The 18,025-nt window shown below is 60.7% G+C and carries 19 protein-coding genes and 2 pseudogenes; 4 read left to right on the forward strand and 17 right to left on the reverse strand.

Going from position 1 to position 18,025, the window contains the following annotated elements; all coding sequences use genetic code 11:
• Window positions 1-128: 128 nt before the first annotated feature.
• The 12 genes and pseudogenes from JV241A_RS09855 to JV241A_RS09910 all read right to left on the reverse strand — a co-directional run.
• A pseudogene (locus JV241A_RS09855) lies at window positions 129-757 on the reverse strand (hypothetical protein); the annotation flags it as partial.
• 269 nt (window positions 758-1,026) lie between these two features.
• Complete coding sequence (locus JV241A_RS27800; RefSeq protein WP_275670881.1) at window positions 1,027-1,161, reverse strand: hypothetical protein; 135 nt, start codon at window positions 1,159-1,161, stop codon at window positions 1,027-1,029.
• 801 nt (window positions 1,162-1,962) lie between these two features.
• Window positions 1,963-2,241 carry a hypothetical protein gene (locus JV241A_RS09860; protein WP_134062238.1) on the reverse strand — a complete coding sequence of 93 codons (279 nt, stop codon included), beginning with the start codon at window positions 2,239-2,241 and terminating at the stop codon, window positions 1,963-1,965.
• A gap of 165 nt (window positions 2,242-2,406) precedes the next feature.
• Window positions 2,407-2,799 (reverse strand): hypothetical protein, encoded by a 393-nt coding sequence (locus tag JV241A_RS09865; protein WP_134062240.1) that lies wholly within the window; start codon window positions 2,797-2,799, stop codon window positions 2,407-2,409.
• A 628-nt stretch (window positions 2,800-3,427) separates the two neighbouring features.
• Window positions 3,428-3,715, reverse strand: coding sequence for a barstar family protein (locus JV241A_RS09875; protein WP_134062242.1), 288 nt, complete (start codon window positions 3,713-3,715; stop codon window positions 3,428-3,430).
• Complete coding sequence (locus tag JV241A_RS09880; protein WP_134062244.1) at window positions 3,712-4,125, reverse strand: hypothetical protein; 414 nt, start codon at window positions 4,123-4,125, stop codon at window positions 3,712-3,714. The genes JV241A_RS09875 and JV241A_RS09880 overlap by 4 nt, the downstream gene beginning before the upstream one ends.
• A 54-nt stretch (window positions 4,126-4,179) precedes the next feature.
• A complete protein-coding gene (locus tag JV241A_RS09885; RefSeq protein ID WP_177414858.1) occupies window positions 4,180-4,581 on the reverse strand; it encodes a hypothetical protein in 402 nt (133 codons plus the stop codon).
• Complete coding sequence (locus JV241A_RS09890; protein WP_134062246.1) at window positions 4,578-5,642, reverse strand: hypothetical protein; 1,065 nt, start codon at window positions 5,640-5,642, stop codon at window positions 4,578-4,580. Before JV241A_RS09890 ends, JV241A_RS09885 begins: the two co-directional genes overlap by 4 nt.
• A 141-nt stretch (window positions 5,643-5,783) precedes the next feature.
• A complete protein-coding gene (locus tag JV241A_RS09895; protein WP_115087382.1) occupies window positions 5,784-6,071 on the reverse strand; it encodes a barstar family protein in 288 nt (95 codons plus the stop codon).
• A complete protein-coding gene (locus tag JV241A_RS09900) occupies window positions 6,068-6,481 on the reverse strand; it encodes a hypothetical protein (protein WP_134062248.1) in 414 nt (137 codons plus the stop codon). Before JV241A_RS09900 ends, JV241A_RS09895 begins: the two co-directional genes overlap by 4 nt.
• Window positions 6,482-6,785: 304 nt before the next feature.
• Window positions 6,786-7,184: a hypothetical protein gene (locus JV241A_RS09905; protein WP_115087379.1), complete on the reverse strand. Its 399-nt coding sequence runs from the start codon at window positions 7,182-7,184 to the stop codon at window positions 6,786-6,788.
• Window positions 7,185-7,186: 2 nt separating this feature from the next.
• Window positions 7,187-8,242 (reverse strand): hypothetical protein, encoded by a 1,056-nt coding sequence (locus JV241A_RS09910; protein ID WP_134062250.1) that lies wholly within the window; start codon window positions 8,240-8,242, stop codon window positions 7,187-7,189.
• Between the two features lie 597 nt (window positions 8,243-8,839).
• On the opposite strand from JV241A_RS09910, the gene JV241A_RS09915 reads away from it, so the two are divergent.
• The 3 genes from JV241A_RS09915 to dapF all read left to right on the forward strand — a co-directional run bounded on the left by JV241A_RS09915 (window position 8,840) and on the right by dapF (window position 10,841).
• Window positions 8,840-9,397 carry a DUF1842 domain-containing protein gene (locus JV241A_RS09915; RefSeq protein ID WP_240047849.1) on the forward strand — a complete coding sequence of 186 codons (558 nt, stop codon included), beginning with the start codon at window positions 8,840-8,842 and terminating at the stop codon, window positions 9,395-9,397.
• A 19-nt stretch (window positions 9,398-9,416) separates the two neighbouring features.
• Window positions 9,417-9,896 (forward strand): DUF1842 domain-containing protein, encoded by a 480-nt coding sequence (locus JV241A_RS09920; RefSeq protein ID WP_115087372.1) that lies wholly within the window; start codon window positions 9,417-9,419, stop codon window positions 9,894-9,896.
• A 114-nt stretch (window positions 9,897-10,010) separates the two neighbouring features.
• Window positions 10,011-10,841 carry a diaminopimelate epimerase gene (dapF, locus tag JV241A_RS09925; RefSeq protein ID WP_134062254.1) on the forward strand — a complete coding sequence of 277 codons (831 nt, stop codon included), beginning with the start codon at window positions 10,011-10,013 and terminating at the stop codon, window positions 10,839-10,841.
• Window positions 10,842-10,857: 16 nt separating this feature from the next.
• On the opposite strand, the gene JV241A_RS09930 is transcribed toward dapF, so the two are convergent.
• The 5 genes and pseudogenes from JV241A_RS09930 to JV241A_RS09950 form a co-directional block, all read right to left on the reverse strand.
• Window positions 10,858-12,144 (reverse strand): endonuclease/exonuclease/phosphatase family protein, encoded by a 1,287-nt coding sequence (locus JV241A_RS09930; protein ID WP_166675678.1) that lies wholly within the window; start codon window positions 12,142-12,144, stop codon window positions 10,858-10,860.
• Window positions 12,145-12,247: 103 nt separating this feature from the next.
• Window positions 12,248-13,807 carry an MFS transporter gene (locus tag JV241A_RS09935; protein WP_134062258.1) on the reverse strand — a complete coding sequence of 520 codons (1,560 nt, stop codon included), beginning with the start codon at window positions 13,805-13,807 and terminating at the stop codon, window positions 12,248-12,250.
• Window positions 13,804-14,883 (reverse strand): annotated as a pseudogene (locus JV241A_RS09940) (HlyD family secretion protein). The gene JV241A_RS09935 and the pseudogene JV241A_RS09940 overlap by 4 nt, the downstream one beginning before the upstream one ends.
• Before the next feature lie 71 nt (window positions 14,884-14,954).
• The gene (locus tag JV241A_RS09945; RefSeq protein ID WP_115087356.1) at window positions 14,955-15,368 is read right to left on the reverse strand and encodes a cupin domain-containing protein; all 414 of its coding nucleotides are present in this window, start codon (window positions 15,366-15,368) and stop codon (window positions 14,955-14,957) included.
• A gap of 34 nt (window positions 15,369-15,402) precedes the next feature.
• Window positions 15,403-16,164, reverse strand: coding sequence for an SDR family oxidoreductase (locus tag JV241A_RS09950; protein ID WP_134062260.1), 762 nt, complete (start codon window positions 16,162-16,164; stop codon window positions 15,403-15,405).
• 253 nt (window positions 16,165-16,417) lie between these two features.
• On the opposite strand from JV241A_RS09950, the gene JV241A_RS09955 reads away from it, so the two are divergent.
• A complete protein-coding gene (locus tag JV241A_RS09955; protein WP_134062262.1) occupies window positions 16,418-17,992 on the forward strand; it encodes a winged helix-turn-helix domain-containing protein in 1,575 nt (524 codons plus the stop codon).
• Window positions 17,993-18,025: the final 33 nt, after the last annotated feature.

The raw sequence follows: 18,025 nt of genomic DNA on the forward strand, positions 1-18,025 counted from the left end.
GGGAGTGGTCGAATTTTATACCCTTAGCAAGCTAATTAACAAGTTAGTACATAATTCGCTCGGGTTGGCACTGTGCCGGGAAACAGCTGAAACGCCCTCTCCCACAGGGGAGAGGGTGGGTATCAGACTTAGGTATGAGTGATGTCGCGGTCCTTGGTTTCCGGCAGGAAGAAGGTGCCAAGGATCGCCGTCATCACCGCGATGACGATCGGGTACCATAGCCCGTAGTAGATATCGCCGGTGGCGGCGACCATGGCGAAGGCCACGGTCGGCAGGAAGCCGCCGAACCAGCCGTAGACCATGGTCACGTAGATCACCAGGATGGTCAGCAGCAAGACCATCGGGTAGTTGGTCTTGGCCGGGTCGGCTTTTTCCGGGTAGCCAGCGTCCTTGAGGGCGGTGCCCGGGGTGGCGATGAAGGCGTCGTTCTGGGCTTTGAAGTCGGCGGCCGGCATGCCGGTGCCTTCAAAACTCTGGATCACCGTGTCGCCGATGCGGATCTGCGCGACGGTGCCGGGATCAGCGTTCTCGTTGCTGTAGGGATGGCTTTTTTCGCCGGCACGCTCTTGGCCAGGTCGCACGAACTGGTGAATTTGGCCTTGCCCTCGGCCTTCATCTTCTGGAACACCGGCGATTCGCTCAGTTGCAGGCGGATGTACACCGAGACGATCAGCAGCAGGATCGACAGCAGGAACGGAATCCGCCAGCCCCAGGCCTCGAAGGCCTCGGTGCCGAGGATAGTGCGGCAGGCGAGGATGCCGCCATGAGTCTTCTCCGTCTTGTGCTTGTAGGCCGGAGTTCCCACTATCCTTAATCGGCAAAGCCACTCACTCAACGATCATCCGGCGCCTGAGGGTTGGCGGCAATCTATCCATCTTGTCTGCATCGAGGTGGCCCCTGCGTACATGAAGCTGTGGCCAGATCACCACGCCGCAGGTCGACCATACCAAGTAACAACGCGACTTGAAGCTTGCAGTGCCCCATAGGTTCTTCTGGCGTTCGATCCAGGGGTTGCCTTGAATTGCCTCAATCAAAAAGGTCGAAATCACGGCTCAAGGCGACGCAGGCATTCATCGCCATTGCAGATAGCATCAATAGAAAAGGCGTTAATAAGAAAACCAGTTGCACGCCGGGCATCCGGGTTCGAGGATCTTCCAGCATGGTCGTTTCCTGTGGGAGCCGGACTTGCCGGCGATGAGGCCAGTTCAACCAGCACATCAGACGCTGACTGGATTACGACCGCTACGCGCTCGATCGCAGGCAAGCCAGCTCCCACGGGTCCGGCGTACTGATCCACTGTAGGAGCGGGCTTGACCCGCGATTGGGCCAGTCCAGCCATCACATTAGGTGTCGCCTGAATTACGTCCAGGCCGGGTTACTGCGAAATCGAACAGCCGATGCGCACAGAACTCACCCAACACAACGGTTACTTCCAGGGCGAGATCATCGGCTCATTCCGCTCAAGGTTTGAGTCAGGATCGTCCTTCGATGGCCTTGCGGATGAGTGTTGGTTAGGGCTAAAACATGCCCAGTTTTATCAGGCCTATACCAACCATCAGCCAGGCGAATCCTACAATTGTCAACCAGGACGAAATGTACATTCGGCGTTTTAGGTAAGGTGGGAAATCTGCTACTTCCGCTGGGTCCAATACGCCTTTACGGATACCAAGGCGCGGTCTAAGCATTGCGCCGCAGACACTACCCACGACAAGCGTGCGTGACCTTACGCTGGTGATTCCCCACAAGTTGACTTGCTGATGAAGCCAGGGGCTATTTTCAAGGGCCTTGAGCATGACCTTGAAATGTCGGCTACAAGCGAGATGGACGCCAATGCCTAAGCCAGACAAACACAATACGAAGGGGGCCAGGCCAAAAGCAATTTGAGCCCCTATTGGCCAGGTGCTCAGGTTCATCACGAGTGGGCAATCCATTGCGGGTTCGCTTGACTGCTGCACGGTGGTTTCAATACTTGCTCGCCTGCAGCAGCCCTGCGCCAATCATTACCCAGACAAAGACCGCCGCTGAGTAAACCAAATTCCAACGCGACGTAAAGCTGGATGTTCCCTGCGAGCGCTTCTGCGACTCAAACCAGGGGTTGCTCTGAATTGCCGAAATCAGCACAAGGAAATCGCGGCTACAAGCGATATACGCACTCATCATCAACCCGGTCAAACCGACCAGAAGAGGGGAGAGGCCGAAGATAATTTTCATTCCTAATGGCCAACTGTCGATATTGATCATTCCTGTGCTCCATAGATCAAATCACCCACCCACTCGTGTGGGAGCGGGCTTGACCCGCGATGAGGTCAGTACAACCAGCACATCAGGCACTGACTGGATTATGAGCGCTATGAGCTCAATCGCTGGCAAACCCAGCGCTCACAGATTCGGTGCATGCAGAACCATTTATCCGTTGCTGAGTTTCAGCAGTCCTGCGCCTGTCATCAGCCAGGCAAAACCGACTATCGACAACCAGGACGAGATGATCATTTTGCGCTTGAGAGAGGCCGGGAACTCCTGCAGTTCACCTGCATCGAACAGCCCTTTGCGAATGCAGAACCTGGGGTAGAGCATGGCGCCGCTGACTGTGTTTACCAGATACCAGCGTGACCTTAAGCTTGCGTTACCAGAATTGGGGGTTTGGTTCTGAAGTCGCAAGCTGTTTGGCAGTGCCGAGAGCATGACATTGAAATCACGGCCGCAAGTGATCTGGATACTCATCATTAAACCAATCAAGGCAAGAATGAACGGAGTAACCATGAAGGCGACAGCCCACCATGAATACCAGAACCCGCTCATGGCCTTGTTAGTCCAAAAATCACATCTCCCACCCATTCTCCTCCCATTCCAACACGTGCAGCGCCAGCCAACGATCCTCCTCCGACCAGGACAATCCCGCAAATGGGTCCACCAACCCCTGCTGTCATGGCCGCCACAGTGCCACACGTCAGAAATGCTGCGAGGCTTCCAACTCGTGCGCCGTAAATACCTCCAAGTAAGCCGCCAGTTAAGCTACCGATCTCTGTGTAACGGATCTTTTTACAAGATTCTGTCTCGCCAACCCGACAAGCATCCCGCACCGTCAACCACGACGCCGTCCCACCCAAGCCAATCCCGACGTACCCGCCATACTTGAGATACTTGGCCGTCTTCGCCACCTGGTCCAGATGCGTCGCATACCCCGGAATCTGCCCAGCCCCGCCGGCACGGCTCCTGGCTGCAACGTGCCGCTGGTGGCGGTCATCGCAGGCGGAGGGGAAAAAACGGCAGATGGCGTCCTTGTCATGCGCAGGTTCCTTGGGCAAAGATGCCCGGAACCTAGCACTGGCATTCACGGCTTAACGTACCGCTGGACGGAATAGGAAGCGTCCCACAGTAAAATCGGATTAATCGCCCCGTGGAGCTGGCTTGCCAGCGATGGCCTGGCTCACTCGAACAGCACTTCAGCCACCATTTGCGGATACTCGGCCTGCAGAGTGGCCAGGCATTTTTTCATCAGCTCGGCCTCCCTCGGCAAGCGCCTGGAAAAAGTATCCCTGCCACTGAGCTTCAACTGTCGAGGCATCTGCACAAGGCCGGTAATCGCATCCCAGAAGGCATCCCAGTTACAGCCATACCAATCGGGAAAACCGAGGGCGTCCCTTAACAGACAATGCAGTTCCCTGGCGCTTGTCACCGTGCCCAGATCAATCGCTACCACCTGTAAGCGGCTCAATTGAAATGCCCCACATAGGTGAGCGTGGCGGTGCTTTGTGGTTGCCGCGGATTGGAGTGATCTGGTGAGCGGCGGTCACCGTAAATCGCATTGTCGCCGACGATGATGAAGTGACTGAAACCGCCCAGAGACCGGGAACACAACAGCGCTTTCTGCGCCTCGTTGGCCACCAGGCTCTGCACATACTCCAGCGATTCATCCAGCTCGACAAAGTCCGAATCCATGAAGAATTCAAGCTCCTGGGCAAGCCGCCAGGTCGGATTGCGATCTTCCCACGCGGCGAACTCGGCAGAACTTGCGTCGGCGGGCGGCTCGGGTTGCCATTGCTCGAAAGCGAACTGGCGAGCGTGCGTTTCGCTCTCGAAGGTGGCGGCGAAGAGGTGGAAGGGGTAGCAGGTTGGATCGTCCATAATCGGCCTTGCTGAGTGTCCTGAACAGGGCTGCAGGTTACCAGTGATCGGTAGTTAATTTTTGCCGAGTTTGTAGGCACCGATGGCCAAGAACATCAATGCAAAGCCGGTAAATCCCAGCCAGATTGCAATGATCATCCTGCGCCTGAGCCCTCGCGGCAAATTATCCATCTTGTCTGCATCGAGATGGCCCCTGCGAACATGCAGCTTTGGCCAGATCACCACGCCGCAGGCCGACCATACCAAGTAACAACGTGACTTGAAGCTTGCAGTGCCCCATAGGTTCTTCTGGCGCTCGAACCAGGGATTGCCTTGAATTGCCTCAATCAAAAGGTCGAAATCACGGCTCAAGGCGACGCAGGCATTCATCGCCATTGCAGATAGCATCAACAGAAAAGGCGTTGATAAGAACACCAATTGCACACCGGGCATCCAGGTTCGCGGATCTTCTGTCATGGTCGTGTCCAGTCGTAAATCAAATCGCCCATTAACTCACCACCTTTACTTAAACCCAAGCCCCCAATTAGCGACCCACCCCCGACCAGAACTATCCCACAAACGGGTACACCCAATCCGGCACTTGCTACGGCAAACACTCCGCATACGGCGGCAGCAGTAGCAATTCCAGCTTTGGCGCCGAAGGCTCCACCAATAAGCCCCCCGGCAAAACTACCCGACGCGGTAAAGCGGATTCTTTTGCACTCATCCGTCTCCCCAACCCGACAAGCATCCCGGACCGTCAACCACGACGCCGTCCCTCCCAACCCAATCCCGACATACCCGCCATACTTGAGATACTTGGCCGTCTTCGCCACCTGGTCCAGGTGCGTCGCATACCCGGGAATCTGCCCAGCCCCGCCAGCCCGGCTCCAGTGGTGCACCAGGCTACGGGTCGAAATCCCCAGGTCCTTGCGCAAACTGTCGTAGCTCCCCAGGTTCAGCCGTTTGTTTAAAAAGGCACTCTTGAGCTGCGCATCAAGCTGCAAGTACAGCCGTCGGCGGGCATTGAAGAAGTCCGGGCTGTTCAACCTGCCGCTGCGGCTGAACTCGCGCTGATGCAATTGCTCAATACTGCGCAAGGTCGCTTCGACCTGGCGCAAGCCCTTTTCCAGCATGTCCTTGCCAATGCCCATGGCCTGGCTCGCGCCTGCGGACAGCCCGGCAATCTCGGCCTGATGGCGCATCATGAAGTTGGCTTCCTCAGCACTCAGTGCAGCCAGGCTTTCGCGCACCTGCGCCGCAGCCGTCATCAGCTCGGCCTCCTCACGGGTGCAGGCACTGGTGATGTCCGGGTCACCAACGACAAAGATTTCCCCCGCCTTGAAGCCACTGGTAAAGGTCGGGTTGAGCCGCTGTAGTCGAGCGATCAGTTGAGGCCCTTGTTGTGCCGTCAGCAAGGCCAGCACCTGGGCACCGGTCATGCTGTGCGGCACGATGTAGAAGCCAGGCTGCAAAGTACCGCTGGTGGCGGTCATCGCAGGCGGAGGGGGAAAAACGGCAGATGGCGTCCTTGTCATGCACAGGTTCCTTGGGCAAAGAGGCCCGGAACCTAGCACTGGCATTCACGGCTTAACGCACCGCTGGACGGAATGGGAAGCGTCCCACAGTAAAATCGGATTCATCGCCCTGTGGAGCTGGCTTGCCGGCGATGGCCTGGTTCACTCGAACAGCACTTCAGCCGCCATTTGCGGATACTCGGCCTGCAGAGTGGCCAGGCATTTTTGCATCAGCTCGGCGTCCCTCGGCAACTGCCTGGAAAAAGTGTCCCAGCCACTGAGCTTCAACTGTCGAGGCATCTGCACAAGCCCGGTAATCGCATCCCAGAAGGCATCCCAGTTACAGCCATACCAATCGGGAAAGCCGAGGGCATCCCTTAACAGGCAATGCAGCTCCCTGGCGCTTGTCACCTTGCCCAGATCAATCGCTACCACCTGTAAGCGGCTCAATTGAAATGCCCCAGATAGGTGAGCGTGGCGGTGCTTTGTGGTTGCCGCGGATTGGAGTGATCTGGTGAGCGGCGGTCACCGTAAATCGCGTTGTCGCCGACGATGATGAAGTGGCTGAACCCGGCCAGAGACCGGGAACACAACTGCGATTTCTGCGCCTCGTTGGCTACCAGGCTCTGCACATACTCCAGCGATTCATCCAGCTCGACAAAGTCCGAATCCATGAAGAACTCAAGTTCCCGGGCAAGCTGCCAGGTTGGATTGTGATCTTCCCACGCGGCGAACTCGGCAGAACTTGCGTCGGCGGGCGGCTCGGGTTGCCATTGCTCGAAAGCGAACTGGCGAGCGTGCGTTTCGCTCTCGAAGGTGGCGGCGAAGAGGTGGAAGGGGTAGTAGGTTGGATCGTCCATAATCGGCCTTGCTGAGTGTGCTGAACAGGGCTGCAGGTTACCAGTGATCAACGGTTAATTTTTGCCGGGTTCGTAGGTGTAGGTTGGTCCGGGACCTCCCAGTGCAAGGAGCGGATCTGTGGAAGGCAGTACGGATTACGACCGCTACGCGCTCGATCGCAGGCAAGCCTGCTCCCACAGGTCTGGCGCACACAGATCCACTGTAGGAGCGGGCTTGACCCGCGATGGGGCCAGTTCAGCCAGTACATTAGGTGTTGCCTGGATTACGTCCTTTGCGTGCTTGATTGACTGCTGCACGGTGGTTTCAATACTTGCTCGCCTGCACCAGCCCAGCACCAATCATTAACCAGACAAAGCCAATGACTGTCAGCCAGACTGACCAAAGCATTCGGCGTTTGAGGGGGAGGGGGAAGCGGCGGAATTCTTCAGCATCAAGCAATCCTCTTCGTATATGCAGATGCGGACAGATCAATACTCCCGCCGCTGAGTAAACCAAATTCCAACGCGACGTAAAGCTGGATGTTCCCTGCGAGCGCTTCTGCGACTCAAACCAGGGGTTGCTCTGAATTGCCGAAATAAGCACAAGGAAATCGCGGCTACAAGCGATATACGCACTCATCATCAACCCGGTCAAACCGACCAGAAAAGGGGAGAGGCCGAAGATAATTTTGATTCCTAATGGCCAACTTTCGATATTGATCATTCCTACGCCTCATAGATCAAATCACCCACCCACTCCCCGAATGCTCCGCCCGCGATACCCCCGGCAAGCGACCCACCCCCGACCAGAACAATCCCACAAACCGGTACACCTAATCCGCCACTCGCTACGGCAAACACACCCCATAGAGCAGTAGCGGCAACGAATCCGGCTTTGGCACCGTACGTTCCACCGATAAGCCCCCCGGTAAAGCTACCCGTCGCGGTAAACCGGATCCTTTTGCATTCATCCGTCTCCCCAGCCCGACATGCATCCCGCACCGTCAACCACGACGCCGTCCCACCCAACCCGATCCCGACATACCCTCCATACTTAAGATACTTGGCCGTCTTCGCCACCTGGTCCAAATGCGTAGCGTACCCGGGAATCTGCCCGGCCCCGCCGGCCCGGTTCCAGTGGTGCACCAGGCTACGCGTCGAAATTCCCAGGCCCTTGCGCAAGCTGTCGTAGCTCCCCAGGTTCAGCTGCTTGTTCAGGAAGGCACTCTTGAGCTGCGCATCAAGCTGCAAGTGCAGCCGTCGGCGGGCGTTGAAGAAGTCTGCGCTGTTCAACTTGCCGCTGCGGCTGAATTCGCGTTGATGCAATTGCTCGATACTGCGCAACGTTGCTTCGACCTGGCGCAGGCCCTTTTCCAGCATGTCCTTGCCGACCCCCATGGCCTGGCTCGCACCCGCGGACAGCCCGGCAATCTCGGCCTGATGGCGCATCATGAAATTGGCCTCTTCAGCACTGAGTGCAGCCAGGCTTTCGCGCACCTGCGCCGCAGCCGTCATCAGCTCGGCCTCTTCACGCGTGCAGGCATTGCCAATGTCCGGGTCAGCAATGACGAAGATTTCCCCCGCCTTGAAGCCACTGGCAAAGGTCGGGTTAAGTCGCTGTAATCGAGCGATCAACTGAGGCCCCTGTTCTGCCGTTAGCAGGGCCAGCACCTGGGCACCGGTCATGCTGCGCGGCACGATGTAGAAGCCTGGCTGCAACGTGCCGCTTGCGGCGGTCATCGCAGGAGGTGGGGAAAAAACGGGGGATGGCGTCCTTGTCATGCGCAGGTTCCTTGGGCAATGAAGCCCGGAACCTAGCACTGGTGTTTACGACTTAACGCACCGCTGGACGGAATCGGAATCGTCCCACGGCAAAATCGGATTGATCCAATACGCCTAGAATGTCTGGCCAAGAACCCTTTGGGTGCTGGCGTGCCAGCGATGGCCACGTTCACTCGAACACCCAGTCAGCAGCCAGATGCGGATACTCAACCTGCAGTTTGCGTTTTTCAGGGGCCCGCTCAACCACCCGTCGGACATCATGCACTTTTGCCACCACCCCCTGGCCGGTCCGGTTTTCCCTGCTTTACTGATCAGGGCTGCCAGGCAGGCAGCTATGCGCCCAGGGAGGGTTTCATACCCGTTGCACCTCGGCGAACCTTGCCCATTGGGCATGGCCGTGCCGGACCGCAGCGTCTTCGCCGCAGGCAATCTGCGCGTGACGCCATCACGGAGGTCGCAACGCCGTTCGCCTACATCCAACTGCGCGCCAAGGAAGTCGCCCGCCAGAAACAGCCCACGCGCTTGTTTCCACTCATTGTTTGCAATGGAGGCACCATGACTGACTCACTACAAGCACCCGTAATAGGACTCTTCCCCGTGTCCTACATCATTGGCACCGATGCACCCGGCGCCCAGCGCCTGGTGCTCGACCTGCTGGTTCATCCGTCTGACCGCACCCTGCGCGGCACCGCCCATCTCACCCAGTCCACCAACCCGCCGCTGGACCAGCACCTGGACGTGTGGGGCACCTACAGCTATCAGCTGTTCCTGCCGCCAAGCCCAAGCAATATCCTCATCACGTTGCAGGGCAACCATGGCGGCAAAACTGCCAACTCGCCGATCATCTTCAGCCTCAAACTCGCGGTGGGCTCGGACTGGCAGAAAGGCCAGGCCGGTTACCGCTACCTGAACAGCCAGGGGCAATGGATCGTGGTCGAAGCGCCAGCGCATCGGGAAGACACCCGCATCAAGGCTTTTGGTGATGTCGACATCCAGGCACGGCTAAACGCCACCACCCTGGAGGCGGCCATTGCCACCGGCGATGTCGATCATCTCAAGGCCCTGGCTACCGGTGACGCAGGCGCTGCCCTGAACACCGCCATCGATTCGACCAAGAGCACTTCCGGCAAAGCCGGCAAATCCAGCCGCGCCTGAACAGACAAGGAGTCGCACCATGCCCGCAATCGGACTGTTCCACACCCGTCTCAATGTGCGTACCGGCCTGCTCGGTGCTCCCGTCCTGACCCTCGATCTGTTGGTCAATACCGTGCAGAAGAAGATCACCGGCGTAGCCAGTATCTTTGCTGCCACCTATCCACCGCTGAACTTCCATGCCGATGTCTGGGGGGACTATTCCGACCTCAAGCTCGGCCTCAAAGGTGATGGCCATATCGTGCTCAACCTGACCGGCAGCCCCAGCGGTCCGTTCAGCACCCTGGAGCAGACCTTCCATCTGCACGGGATCCTCAGCGCCAACTGGGCCAGCGGTACCGCCAGCTATCGCTACCTGCGCCTGGACGGCGGAGGGTGGCAGGTGGTGCCCCATGCCAACGTGCGCCAGGCACCGACCGAGACTCACCAGAGCCAGAAGGATGTCAGCGAACGTAGCCGCAGCCGCCTGCAGGCAGCGATTGGTCAGCTGGAAAACGCGTAGACGCGCGTGAGAAGCGGGCGGCCCGGAAGACCGGGCTGCCTTTCTCGTGCTTGCAAAGGTTGTGGGATTTAGGCTAGATCGACGTTGAATCTGTTTCGCTGCCAGGGTCGATCTATGCCGCTGAGCTTTCACAAGATGCACGCCAATGGCGATGACTTCGTTATCGTCGACGCGCGGAACGCAGCCAACCCGATCACTGGCGACATTGCCCGGCGACTGGGGGATCGCAGCCACGGTATCGGCTTCAATCAGCTCGCGGTGCTGCTCGATTGTGATGATGCCCAGGCGCGCCTGCTGTTCTGGAATGCCGATGGCTCCCCGCTGGACGTTTGCGGCAGCGCAACCCGGGGTGCTGCGGACAGGTTGATGCACGAAGCGAACACCACGTCGCTAACCTTGCGCTCCAACCGTGGGCTACTGACGTGCGAACGAACGGCATCGGGCGCCATTGCCATCAGCATGGGCGCGCCGCTGTTCGGCTGGTCGGATGTTCCGCTGGCTGACGCAATGGATACGGCTGTATTGCCACTGGCTGGAGGCCCCAGCGCCTGCAGCATGGGCAACCCGCACTGCAGCTTTTTTGTCGATGATCTGGCGGCCATTGACCTGGCGGCTATCGGCCCGGGCATCGAGACCCATCCGCTGTTCCCCAACCGGACCAATGTGCATTTCGTCCAGGTCATTGACCGAGCGCACATTCGCTTGCGCATCTGGGAGCGTTGGGGCGGCATTGCATTGGGTTCGGGGTCCTGCTCCTGTGGTGCGGTGGTCAACGGCATCCGTCGCGGCCTGCTGGACCCTTGCGTTGAGGTGGAATGCGATGGCGGGACCGTCACTGTGCAATGGGATGGCGAGGGCCCGGTCTTTCTCACCGGGCCGGTGGCCTTGAGCTATTCGGGCGTAGTTGCAGATGGCCTGTTACCGGCCGGCTTCGTCGGTAGCTGAGCCTCACGCAAGCCCCTCACAGCTGGATATCTATCACAACCGGGCAATGGTCCGATATCGCCAATGCAGCGACGGGGTACTGCGGTGGCTTTGCAGGAAGGGAGCCGCCCATGTTGCCGATTGGAACCTTGTAAGTCGACTGGACACTATTGGCCAGCGTCTCAGATACAAGGATGTGGTCCAGGCCAACCGGGTTTCGGCAGCCCAGCCCATCAGCAGCAGTCAGTGCCTTGCGCTGCGCCTGGGACAGTTTGGAGGTTTTTGCCGACTCGCACGCAGCCTTTACTGACGGGGCTCCAGGACACACTGCTGACAGAAGTCTGGCCTTCGACCCTGCGGGTGCTCCGTCATTGATTTCCAAGAACAGATTGCGCGTTGATACCGTGGCGGCCCGGCTCTTTGTCAAATCGGTCTCTCCGTCGCTTCGCAGTGGCTCTGCGCCCGCCAGTTTGTTGGCTTCGTGCCAAAGATTACGGTTGAAATCGCCAAGTACAACGAAGCCATCCACGTTCAACGGCAGTGTTTCGAATGCGACTTCAAGTGGGCCTACCTGCTGCTGCAAAACAGGACATGGGTCGTCGGCTCCCTTGTCGCCGTCGAGACGATCACCTTCCAGCGGTGTGACACACCCGGATTTGAGATGGACCGTCAAAAAGCGAACCCGTTTGCCGCCCAGATTCAACGTGACGGTATACCCCGGTCGTACCTGTTTGGTCGCTGGACGATCGGGCAGGGACAGCTCTACCAGGTCGGTGCATGCCTCGACGGCCTCGCCCAACGACCTTTTCCAGGCAAACGCCAGGCGTTGTATCTTGTAGGCACCCTCGAAGGAGCAGACGTTGTAGTCTGCTGCGGCGTCGCCAAGCGCTTCGCGAACACTTTGTGCTCCGGAAACTTCCTGGAAAGCAATGACGTCCGGCTTGATCTCGGCAGACATCAATCTGGCTATTTGCGCCAAGCGTTTGGCATAGGCTTCAGGCGTAACTTCCACGACCTGATGAGTTGCAGTCATGTAGACCGCGCAGGGCGGCATTCTGGCAAGGTCCACCCCTTCGAGTGAAGCACGTGACTCGCTGATGTCCCATCCACGCTTGGCCTGCGGTGTACCGACGGGTACCAGCTTCCAATCACCTTGAGCGTCTTTCGCGTAGGTTTTTGAGCACTGTGCAATCCAGGTTGGCAGCTCTTGTTCAGCGATATGCCAGCCAAGGTTCCACGTGGCAATTCGAAAGCTATCGCCTTGTGCGACAGACGAACCAAACAACATTGCGCTGAACACGACGAGCTTCCAGGCCGGGTACATTCGATGCTCCTTCTCAAAGAGATCATGTTGGGGCCATAGCTGGCAGAGAGCCATAATTCATGGGTATAGACTGCATCCAGATTCACGGCAAACACCGTTGAGCTTATTGGCCTTCCCGAGAATAGGTTTTTGCATGCTTGGCAAAGCCGATCTTGATCGCTACCAACACGGGCGCCGCCACGGCAAACAGCAGCGTCACGGCCATGAACGCACTGTCGAAGGCAATCACCTGGGCCTGCCCGGACAGCGCCCGCCCCAGCAAATTTGTCGCCGCCCGCGCCGCCGCCGCTGCATCCATGCCTTTATCCATCAGCAACGCCGTGCTGCTGGTCAAACGCTCCATCATCGCCGCGCTGCCGGGCGTGACACGGGTGCCGAGCACCACGGCATTGGTCGCGACGTCATGCTCGATCAGGGTCTGCAACCCGGCCACCCCCATCAGCCCGCCTAACTGCCGCCCGGCATTGAACAGGCCAATGCCGGCCGCCAGGTTGCGGCTGTTGAGGTGCGTGAAGGCAATCAGGGTGATCGACAAAAACAGAAAACCCAAGCCCAGCCCGCGCAATACAATGGCCGCCATCATGTCTGCGCTGCCGCTTTCGCTGGTCGAGCCAGACAGCATCCACATGGCGATCATGATCAGCCCGATGCCAAAGGGCACCGTGGCAAACGGCGGCACCCCACGTGCCTGCATGAGGTAGGCCGAAACCAGCAGCGCACCCACGAAAAACGCGCCACTGGGCAACAGCAACAAACCGGCACTCGTCGGGGTAAAGCCCAGCACCGACAAGGCAAATGCCGGGATCAGGTACGCACTGCCAAACAAGGCCGCACCGGCGACAAAACTGACGATAAAGGCGAAGGCAAAATCGCTCGATTGGAACAGGCTGAAGTCGAGCAGACCTCGACCCTTGGCCAGCACTTGCCGACCGAGAAACACCAGCAGCGCCGCTGTGCCAATCACCGTCAGCCAGCGGATGCGAGGTTCCTCGAACCAGTCCCAGCGGCTGCCCTGGCTGAGCACATAGGTAAAGCACAACAGCGCAGTGGCGAGGAAAAACAAGCCAAGCCAGTCAAACGGTAGCTGTCGGGCTTTGGCCGGCTTCGGCACGTCGGCGAGCAGCACAAGCCCACCGGCCAGCAGCGCCAGCGGCAAGACGCTGAAGAAGATCCAGGTCCACGACTGGCTGTCCAGCAACCAGCCATGCAGGGCCGGGGCGAGGGTAGCCGGGGCAACCACGGCGCCCATGGCGAACAGCGCTTGAATGAGCGGTTGCCAGGCGCGCGGGTAGGCCCGAAACAGGATCATCTGACCGCCGACCAGCAGCGTGCCGCCGGCAAAACCCTGCGCCACCCGCAACGCAGTCAGCAACTGCAGTTGCGTGGTGTAAACCGCGATCGCGCAAGCCAGACCCATGGCCAGGGTCGCACCGATGACCACCTGCCGGGGATCGAAGCGCCTGAGCAGCCAGGCGGCGCTCATGAAACCGATCAGTTTGAACCCGGTGTAGCCGATATCCAGCCAGGCGAACTCATCGGGCGTGGCATAGGTGTCGCCGATGATGTCGCCGCGGCCCAGCGCCAGTACGGTACTGGCGATGGCCTCGGTCAGGGTGGCGAGCAGTATGCCGACCACCAGCAGGCTAGCGCCGCCGCGCTTCACGAGCCACCGCCATGGGCCACCTCGACCCGCGCCGACAGGCCCGGCACGATACGCCCGGGCAGGGGGTTATGGGCCAGGCGGATCTTCACCGGCACACGCTGCACGACCCGGACGAAATTGCCGGTGGCGTTGTCGGCCGGCAGCAGGCTGAACGCCGAACCACTGCCGGGGGCAAAGCTGTCGACCACGCCTTCCAGCACGTCGTCGGGGTAGCCGTCGACGGTGATGCGCACGCGCTGGCCAGGGTGGATCGGCTCAAGCTGGGTTTCCTTGAAGTTGGCCACCACCCACACATCGTTGACCGGCACGATATCGAGCAAGGCCACGCCGGTGGTCACAAAGCGCCCGACCCGCACCTGGCGGTTGCCGACCACGCCATCCACCGGGGCACGCACCACCGTGCTGTCCAGGTCGATCCGCGCCAGGTCCCGCGCGGCCTGGGCCTGGGCCACGGCAGCAACGGCGGCTTGACGCTGGGCGAGCAGCACGGCGATGTGCTGCTGTTGCGCGTCCACCGAGGCCGAGGCGGCAGACACCGTCGCCGCGGCCTTTGATTGCGCCGCGCCGGTTTCATCGACCAGGGCCTGGCTGACGGCGTTGCTGACGATCAGCTTGCGGCTGCGGTCGTGGGTTTAGCTCGCCAGGTTCATTTCGGCGGCGGCCGAGCGCCGCTGGGCCTCGGCCTGGCGAATCAGTGCGCGTTGCAGCTGGGTCTGCGCATCGACATGGCTCAGGCGTGCCTGGGCCGCGTTGTAGTTGGCCTCGGCCTGGTCGAGGTGAGCGCGATAGTCCTGGTCGTCGATGCGAAACAGCACGTCACCGGCGCGCACGCTCTGGTTGTCCCGGACCTGGACCGCGGTTACGTAGCCGGCCACCTTGGCCGCTAGCGAGGTGACGTCGCCGCGCACATAGGCGTTGTCGGTGGAGGTGCTGGCGCCGCTGAACCCTGCAGCCCAGCCAGCCAGCAACACCGCCAGGGCACTGGCGCAAAGCAGCAGGCCGACGACCTTGCGCTTGCCGCGCCGTGGCGCTGTCGGTGCTGCCTCGACGTCGGGGGAGGGCACGAGCACGTTCATGATGGGTGTCCTGTTCAATGCCGGCGCCTGCGGCAGCCGAAGCCGAAGCTGCCGAGGGTCGCCTGGCGTGGTTACTTGTTAACGGGCTTGACCAGCTCCTGCTCGCTGCTGTCGAGCACGAACACCGCCAGCAAACGGGCCGGCTCGGTGCTGCTGGCATTAGCGCTGACTGCATGAAAGGCGCCGGGCTCCTCGACGAAATGCTCCCCGGCCTTGTAGACCTTCTCCGGGCCGTCGCCGACCTTGCTGCGCACCGCGCCTTCGAGCACCGTGGCGTAGATGAACGCCGACTTCGGATGCAGGTGCGCCGGTGATGCGCCGCCTGGCGCGTATTCCACCAGCACGCCCTTCATGCTCTTGCCTGGCACATTGGGCAGGGCGCGGTCGAACACCACACTGACCTTGCCCGGTTGCGGTTCGCCAGCCCAGGCGCTGGTGATTGAAAAACTGGCAAAGGCGGCGGCGAGAACCAATCGGCTAAACATGGCAATGCTCCTTCAATGAGTGGGTGAGCGTGTCTCAGTGCGGTGCCTGGGGGGTGGATTGCGCCAGCCAGTCCTCGAAGCGGATCGCACCCAGGCGCGGGTTGCTGCCGGGGGTCAGCGACTGGTCGTCGAGCACATCGCCGAAGTAGCGCGCGTGTACATCCGGCACCACCTTGCGGGTGTCGTCGGTGGCGCGGAACAAACGCCGCACCAGCTCATCCAGCGGCAGGGCTTCGGGGCCGGCGACTTCCACGGTGGCGTTGAGCGGCGCCGCCAGGGCCACATCGGTGAGCGCCGCAGCGACGTCATCGGAAGCCATGGGCTGGATCAGCGCCGGTGACAGGCGCACTTCGTCGCCAACCATGGCCGCCTGGGCAATGCCGCCGACAAACTCGAAGAACTGCGTGGCGCGCAGCAGGGTGAAGGGCTGGCCGGACGCCTTGATCAGGTTCTCCTGGGCGACCTTGGCACGAAAGTAGCCGTTGGCCGGCAGCCGCTCGCTGCCGACGATCGACAGCGCCACATGATGGCCGACGCCGGCAGCGGCTTCGGCGGCCAGCAGATTACGGGTGGAGGTTTCAAAAAACTCCAGCACCGCCTGGTCTTCCCACGATGGCGCGTTGGCCACATCGACCACCACCTGGGCGCCATCCATCGCCTCGGCCAGGCCTTCGCGGGTAATGCTGTTGACCCCGGTGTTGGGCGAGGCGGCGACGGCGTCATGGCCGCGCTCGCGCAGGTTTTTCACCAGTTTCGATCCGATGAGGCCGGTGCCTCCGATGACGACGATTTTCATGGGGACTCTCCGCTTGCCGACGGCAACCATTGCTGTCGATGGGCTCAAGCGTGCCAGCGGCGCCGGGGCAAGTCCTTGCAGCAGGCGTGGATTTGCCTTGGCATTGGCGTGGATTTATGTCCAAAGCCTCCAACCTGCGCCGACCCGCCCGCTGGACGGTGCAGCCGGCCACGGCCTGCCGTATGATCGAAACCACGACCAATCGCCAGCTCGGACACTGAGTCGGGGGCGCTCGACCCAGGGGATAGCCACCGTGCAATTCGTGTTTGAAGACTACGTGCTCGACCAGCAGCGCCGGGAGCTGACCCAGCGCGGCCAGGTCGTGGCCATCGGCCCGCAGGTGTTCGACCTGTTGCTGCTGCTGGTCAGCAACCACGAACGGGTGGTCAGCAAGGACGACCTGCTGCAGGCGGTATGGAGCGGGCGCATCGTCTCCGAATCGACCATCACCAGCCACATCAACGCCGTGCGCAAGGCCATCGGCGACACCGGCGAGCAGCAGCGCCTGGTGCGCACCGTGCCGCGCAAGGGCTACCGCTTCACAGGCGTGATCAGCCGTTGCGAGGGCCTGGCCGACGAGCCTGCACTGTCAGCCGAACCACTGCCGGCGCCAGCCGCCATACTGAACCTGCCAGACAAACCGTCGATCACCGTGCTGCCGTTCCACAACCTCAGCGGCGACCCCGAGCAGGACTACTTCGCCGACGGCATGGTCGAAGACATCATCGCTGCCTTGTCGCGCCTGCGCTGGCTGTTCGTCATCGCCCGCAACACCAGTTTTACCTACAAGGGCAGGGCGGTGGACGTGCAGGGTATCGGCCAGGAGCTGGGTGTGCGCTACGTGCTTGAAGGCAGCGTGCGCAAGGCCGGCAACAAGGTGCGTATCACCGGCCAGTTGATTGATGCCAGCAGCGGCACGCATCTGTGGGCCGAGCGCTTCGAAGGCCTGCTCGACGACATTTTCGACCTGCAGGACCGCATTGCCGAAAGCGTGGTCGGCGCCATTGCCCCACAGCTGGAACGGGCCGAAATCGAGCGGGCCAAGCGCAAACCCACCGACAGTCTCGATGCCTACGACTACTACCTGCGTGGTACGGCCAAGCTGCATAACGGCACCCGCGAAGCCATCGAACAGGCCCTGGCGCTGTTCTACCGGGCTATCGAACTGGACCCGGAATTCGCCTCGGCCTACGGCATGGCCGCCTGGTGCCACTTCTGGCGCAAGATCAATGGCTGGATGAGCGATCGCCCGCGGGAGATCGCCGAAGGCACGCGGCTGGCGCGCCTGGCCGTGGTGCTTGGCCGCGACGACGCCGTGGCCCTGACCCGTGGTGGCCATGCCCTGGCGCACCTGGCGGGCGATGTCGACAGCGGCATCGCCTTGCTCGACCGCGCCCGGCTGCTCAACCCCAACCTGGCGCCGGCCTGGTACCTGGGCGGTATTTTGCGTGCCCTGCGCGGCGAAACCGAGGCGGCCATCGACAACCTCAACCATGCCGTGCGCCTGAGCCCGCTGGACCCGGAGATGTTTCGCATGCAGGTGGGCATGGCCCTGGCGCACTTTTTTGCCGGGCGCTTCGACATCGCCGCCAGTTGGGCCGAAAAGGCCCTGGGTAACCTGCCCAGCCTGCTGCCGGCTGCGGCCCTGCTGGCGGCCAGCTATGCCCACGCCGGCCGGCAGGACAAAGTCGAGCAGGCGCTGCAGCGCCTGCGGGCGATGGACCCGACCTTGCGGGTGTCGCGGCTCAAGGAATGGCTGCCGATCCAGCAGGGCGAGGATTTCGAGCGGTTTGCCCAGGGGCTGCGCCTGGCGGGTTTGCCCGAGTAATTGCGCCCGGCACAAGACTTCCCGGCGAAAACC

The organism is Pseudomonas sp. JV241A (genome assembly GCF_900275665.1).
Classification (GTDB): Bacteria; Pseudomonadota; Gammaproteobacteria; order Pseudomonadales; family Pseudomonadaceae; genus Aquipseudomonas; species Aquipseudomonas wadenswilerensis.

Excerpts from the sequence above, each read along its gene's own strand:
- JV241A_RS09900 (WP_134062248.1), bottom strand. The coding sequence starts at position 6,481 with ATGGACGATCCAACCTACTACCCCTTCCACCTCTTCGCCGCCACCTTC.
- JV241A_RS09905 (WP_115087379.1), bottom strand. The coding sequence starts at position 7,184 with ATGATCAATATCGAAAGTTGGCCATTAGGAATCAAAATTATCTTCGGC.
- JV241A_RS09880 (WP_134062244.1), bottom strand. The coding sequence starts at position 4,125 with ATGGACGATCCAACCTGCTACCCCTTCCACCTCTTCGCCGCCACCTTC.
- JV241A_RS09950 (WP_134062260.1), bottom strand. The coding sequence starts at position 16,164 with ATGAAAATCGTCGTCATCGGAGGCACCGGCCTCATCGGATCGAAACTG.
- dapF (WP_134062254.1), top strand. The coding sequence starts at position 10,011 with ATGCCGCTGAGCTTTCACAAGATGCACGCCAATGGCGATGACTTCGTT.
- JV241A_RS09860 (WP_134062238.1), bottom strand. The coding sequence starts at position 2,241 with ATGATCAATATCGACAGTTGGCCATTAGGAATGAAAATTATCTTCGGC.
- JV241A_RS09865 (WP_134062240.1), bottom strand. The coding sequence starts at position 2,799 with ATGAGCGGGTTCTGGTATTCATGGTGGGCTGTCGCCTTCATGGTTACT.
- JV241A_RS09930 (WP_166675678.1), bottom strand. The coding sequence starts at position 12,144 with ATGTACCCGGCCTGGAAGCTCGTCGTGTTCAGCGCAATGTTGTTTGGT.
- JV241A_RS09945 (WP_115087356.1), bottom strand. The coding sequence starts at position 15,368 with ATGTTTAGCCGATTGGTTCTCGCCGCCGCCTTTGCCAGTTTTTCAATC.
- JV241A_RS09920 (WP_115087372.1), top strand. The coding sequence starts at position 9,417 with ATGCCCGCAATCGGACTGTTCCACACCCGTCTCAATGTGCGTACCGGC.
- JV241A_RS09885 (WP_177414858.1), bottom strand. The coding sequence starts at position 4,581 with ATGACAGAAGATCCGCGAACCTGGATGCCCGGTGTGCAATTGGTGTTC.
- JV241A_RS27800 (WP_275670881.1), bottom strand. The coding sequence starts at position 1,161 with ATGCTGGAAGATCCTCGAACCCGGATGCCCGGCGTGCAACTGGTTTTC.
- JV241A_RS09910 (WP_134062250.1), bottom strand. The coding sequence starts at position 8,242 with ATGACAAGGACGCCATCCCCCGTTTTTTCCCCACCTCCTGCGATGACC.
- JV241A_RS09890 (WP_134062246.1), bottom strand. The coding sequence starts at position 5,642 with ATGACAAGGACGCCATCTGCCGTTTTTCCCCCTCCGCCTGCGATGACC.